Below are 3427 nucleotides of genomic sequence, written 5' to 3'. Positions count from 1 at the left end.
AGTATAGTCCCATTTTAGCTTGTTCCCAATATATAATTATTTTCTATTAAATATTGCTGTACACCATTCGTTTGTTTGAATCTTATGTTCCATAATATAACCTTTAGCTTCAACTTTTTCTTTAACAGAATTGAAACTCCATTCAACTAAGCCTGAAACTAGAAGCTTACCATTTTCTTTTATATGATCATTTATATAATCCATAAACATTTCAGTTTCTTCTCCACCTATATTTATATAGATCCAATCAAATTTGTCATCTATAACTACTTCATTACTTAAAGCATCACCAACAAAGGTCTCAATATTAGTAATGTTATTTAAAGAAGAGTTGAATTCTATTTCTTCATGTACATCTCTAATGTCTAAAGCACATACTCTTTTAGCGTTTTTAACACTTGTAGCTAATGAAAGTATTCCAGAACCAGTACCTATATCTAATACATCTAATCCAGTGAAATCTTGAGATAAAATGTATCTTAATATATCTTGAGTGGTTTCATGCATTCCAGTTCCAAAAGCACCTTGAGATATAAAATTTATTTTTTGTTTTTCAGGAAAATCTTCTTCCGGAGAAGCTATTACCCAAGTGTCATCTATATGTATAGCAGGAAAATGCGTTTCTTCATAATTATAATTTTCTTCAACCGTATTGTCTGGCGTTAATTCAAGAATAGAATTAACTTTGTTTGTAAAGTCATTAAGATCACATTCATCACCATCAAAAGCTACTTTGAAGTCGATAATAACATCATCTTTTTCTATAAATCCATATCCAAATTCATCTGTAGTTATTTCTAGTGGACTTTCGTAAAACACATTAAAAATATCATTGAATTGAAGTTTTTCAATAGAAGTGTCTACATTTTGATATGGTATTTTGTAAGTAATAATAAACATAAAAAATCTCCTTGTATTTGAATTTGTTGATATCTTTTAAGTTAATGCTAATATTATACTATGATATTAATATTAACTTAAAAGATAATTTGTTTTACAAATTTGTATTCTTAGATAAAGTTTAACATTAAGGCATACATGATACAATACGGAAATTTAAAGTGAGGATAGTTTTAAATAATGTAGCTTATGATATAATAAAAATTAATTGAAGTATAGAGAGGGGTCTTATTTTTATGAAGCAAATAGTAGTACTTGATGGAAAAACATTAGGAAATGTAGATTTTTCAAAACTTAACGAATTTGGCAAGGTAACATATTATGATTTAACTTCAAGCAATGAAGTAGAAGAAAGAATAGAAAATGCTAATATAGTATTAACTAATAAAGTTGTATTAAATGAAAATAATTTAAAGAATGCTAAAAATTTAGAGTTGATCTGTGAAATGGCAACTGGATTTAATAATATAGATATAAAGTATGCTAAAGAAAATAATATAGCAGTAACTAATGTAGCTGGATATTCTACAAATACAGTAGCACAACATACTTTTGCTATGGCACTTAATTTATATGATAAGATTTCATATTTTGATAATTATGTTAAGTCTAAAGAATATTCAAGATCTAATATCTTTACTAATGTAGATGAAGTTTATAAAGATATTGATGGTAAGGTATGGGGAATAATTGGACTTGGAGCTATTGGAAAAAGAGTTGCTAAAATTGCAGATGCATTTGGATGTAAAGTAGTTTACTATTCAACTTCAGGAAAGAACTCAAATTCAGAATATGATAGAGTGTCTTTTGAAGAATTATTAGAGAAAGCAGATGTAATATCTATACATGCTCCACTAAATGAAAATACAAAAGGATTAATGAATTATGAAGCATTTAAGAAGATGAAAGAAGACAGCATATTAATTAATATGGGAAGAGGTCCAATAGTAGTGGATGCAGATTTAGCAAAGGCTATAGATGAAAACTTAATAGGTGGTGCAGGCTTAGATGTATTTGAAATAGAGCCAATTCCAGAAAACAATCCATTATTAAGTGTTAAAAATAAAGAAAAATTAGTTTTAAGTCCTCATATAGCATGGGCAAGTGAAGAAGCAAGAAATAGATTATTTAACGATTTATTAGAAAACATAAGAGTTTATAATAAGGGTAAAATGAAAAATAGAGTAGAGTGTTAATGTATGTATAAGCAAAGTGGACTGAGTAATTGAACTTAGGAATGCTAAAATGAGTATTGTCCCATTTTAGCTTGTTCCTAATATAAAATTAAGACAAGCAGTAAATGTGATTATCAAAATGAAACTCGACTTCGCTGAGTAAGTTCGAAAAGCTAAATATAAAATTTAGGTTCTCACTTAAGGATTCTCAAAGTCCAATTACAATGCCAATTTGCCTATTACATATATTAACACATACTTTACAAGGTATCCATTTATTTTATATACAGAGAAAAATTACTTACATTTATTTTTAGAAACTGCATAAAGAACTACTTCGGTAGCTAAAAATGCTATAAAAATTGCTATTTTCATAATGTAATTCCTTTTCTATTCAAGGAATTATTTAAGTTTCAATTTATGCATATATTAACACTTGGATATTATAGAACCACATGTTCCATTATAGCTCCTAATACACCGTAATCTTCATTGCTTTCTGCTATGTATTTTGCATGTTGTTTCATGTCTTCTGGAGCATTTTTCATAACAAAGCTAAAGTCAGCTTCATTTAACATTTCTATATCATTATAGTAATCTCCAAATGCCATTGTTTCTTCTTTTGAGATATTATCAGCTTCCATTATTTTTCTTAAAGCAGTACCTTTGTTTACTGTTTTATTCATTATATCAAGCCAGATTTCACCAGCTACAACTACGTTTAAGTCATTTCCGAATAATGGATTTATAACTGGATTTGAATTTTTGATTGCGTGATCTAAATCACATATAGTAACTTTGATTATATCATCTTCAACTTTAGAGATATCTTCAACAACTTCATATTTTACATAATATTTTTGTATTTCTTTTAAGTATTCTTCAGAACAATTTTCTATATAAGCACATTCTGCTCCACATAATACTATAGTAGTATTTTCTATATTTTTAGCTGTTTTTATTATATCTTGTACCAAGTTCTTTTCTATAACATCCTTAAATATTAATTTATTATTATCATATACTAATGCTCCGTTATCAGTAATATATGATAGTTTATTAGCTATTGGACCAAAGTTTGTTTGTAATGTAGCATATGGTCTACCGCTAGCTATAACTAATTTAACATCTTTTTCTGTTATTAAATCTAAAACTTCTGTGAAGCTTTCTGGTAAATGTCCTTTTTCATCTAATAAAGTTCCATCCATATCTGTTGCGATTAATTTTATCATAAAGTCCTCCTTAAAGTGCTTGTACTTTTAATTTAGGCTATGTTTTAGCAAAGTGTTGATATATGCATAAGCAAAGTGGACTGAGTAATTGAACTTAGGAATGCTAAAATGAGTATAGTC

Annotated in this window: 3 protein-coding genes; 1 reads left to right on the top strand and 2 read right to left on the bottom strand. The window is 27.5% G+C overall.

Annotated features, from left to right (window positions below; genetic code table 11):
• Window positions 1-36: 36 nt before the first annotated feature.
• The gene (locus NG904_RS04650; RefSeq protein ID WP_252230161.1) at window positions 37-900 is read right to left on the bottom strand and encodes a 50S ribosomal protein L11 methyltransferase; all 864 of its coding nucleotides are present in this window, start codon (window positions 898-900) and stop codon (window positions 37-39) included.
• Window positions 901-1136: 236 nt separating this feature from the next.
• On the opposite strand from NG904_RS04650, the gene NG904_RS04645 reads away from it, so the two are divergent.
• A complete protein-coding gene (locus tag NG904_RS04645; protein ID WP_252230159.1) occupies window positions 1137-2096 on the top strand; it encodes a D-2-hydroxyacid dehydrogenase in 960 nt (319 codons plus the stop codon).
• Between the two features lie 422 nt (window positions 2097-2518).
• On the opposite strand, the gene NG904_RS04640 is transcribed toward NG904_RS04645, so the two are convergent.
• Window positions 2519-3307: an HAD family hydrolase gene (locus tag NG904_RS04640; protein WP_252230157.1), complete on the bottom strand. Its 789-nt coding sequence runs from the start codon at window positions 3305-3307 to the stop codon at window positions 2519-2521.
• Window positions 3308-3427: the final 120 nt, after the last annotated feature.

This window comes from Clostridium sp. ZBS15 (assembly GCF_023845705.1).
Taxonomy (GTDB): Bacteria; Bacillota; Clostridia; order Clostridiales; family Clostridiaceae; genus Clostridium; species Clostridium aquiflavi.
This window is presented reverse-complemented; position numbering and strand designations above follow the sequence as displayed.

Bases quoted from the DNA above. Each gene is read 5' to 3' on its own strand.
- NG904_RS04650 (WP_252230161.1), bottom strand. From the start codon at position 900: ATGTTTATTATTACTTACAAAATACCATATCAAAATGTAGACACTTCT.
- NG904_RS04645 (WP_252230159.1), top strand. From the start codon at position 1,137: ATGAAGCAAATAGTAGTACTTGATGGAAAAACATTAGGAAATGTAGAT.
- NG904_RS04640 (WP_252230157.1), bottom strand. From the start codon at position 3,307: ATGATAAAATTAATCGCAACAGATATGGATGGAACTTTATTAGATGAA.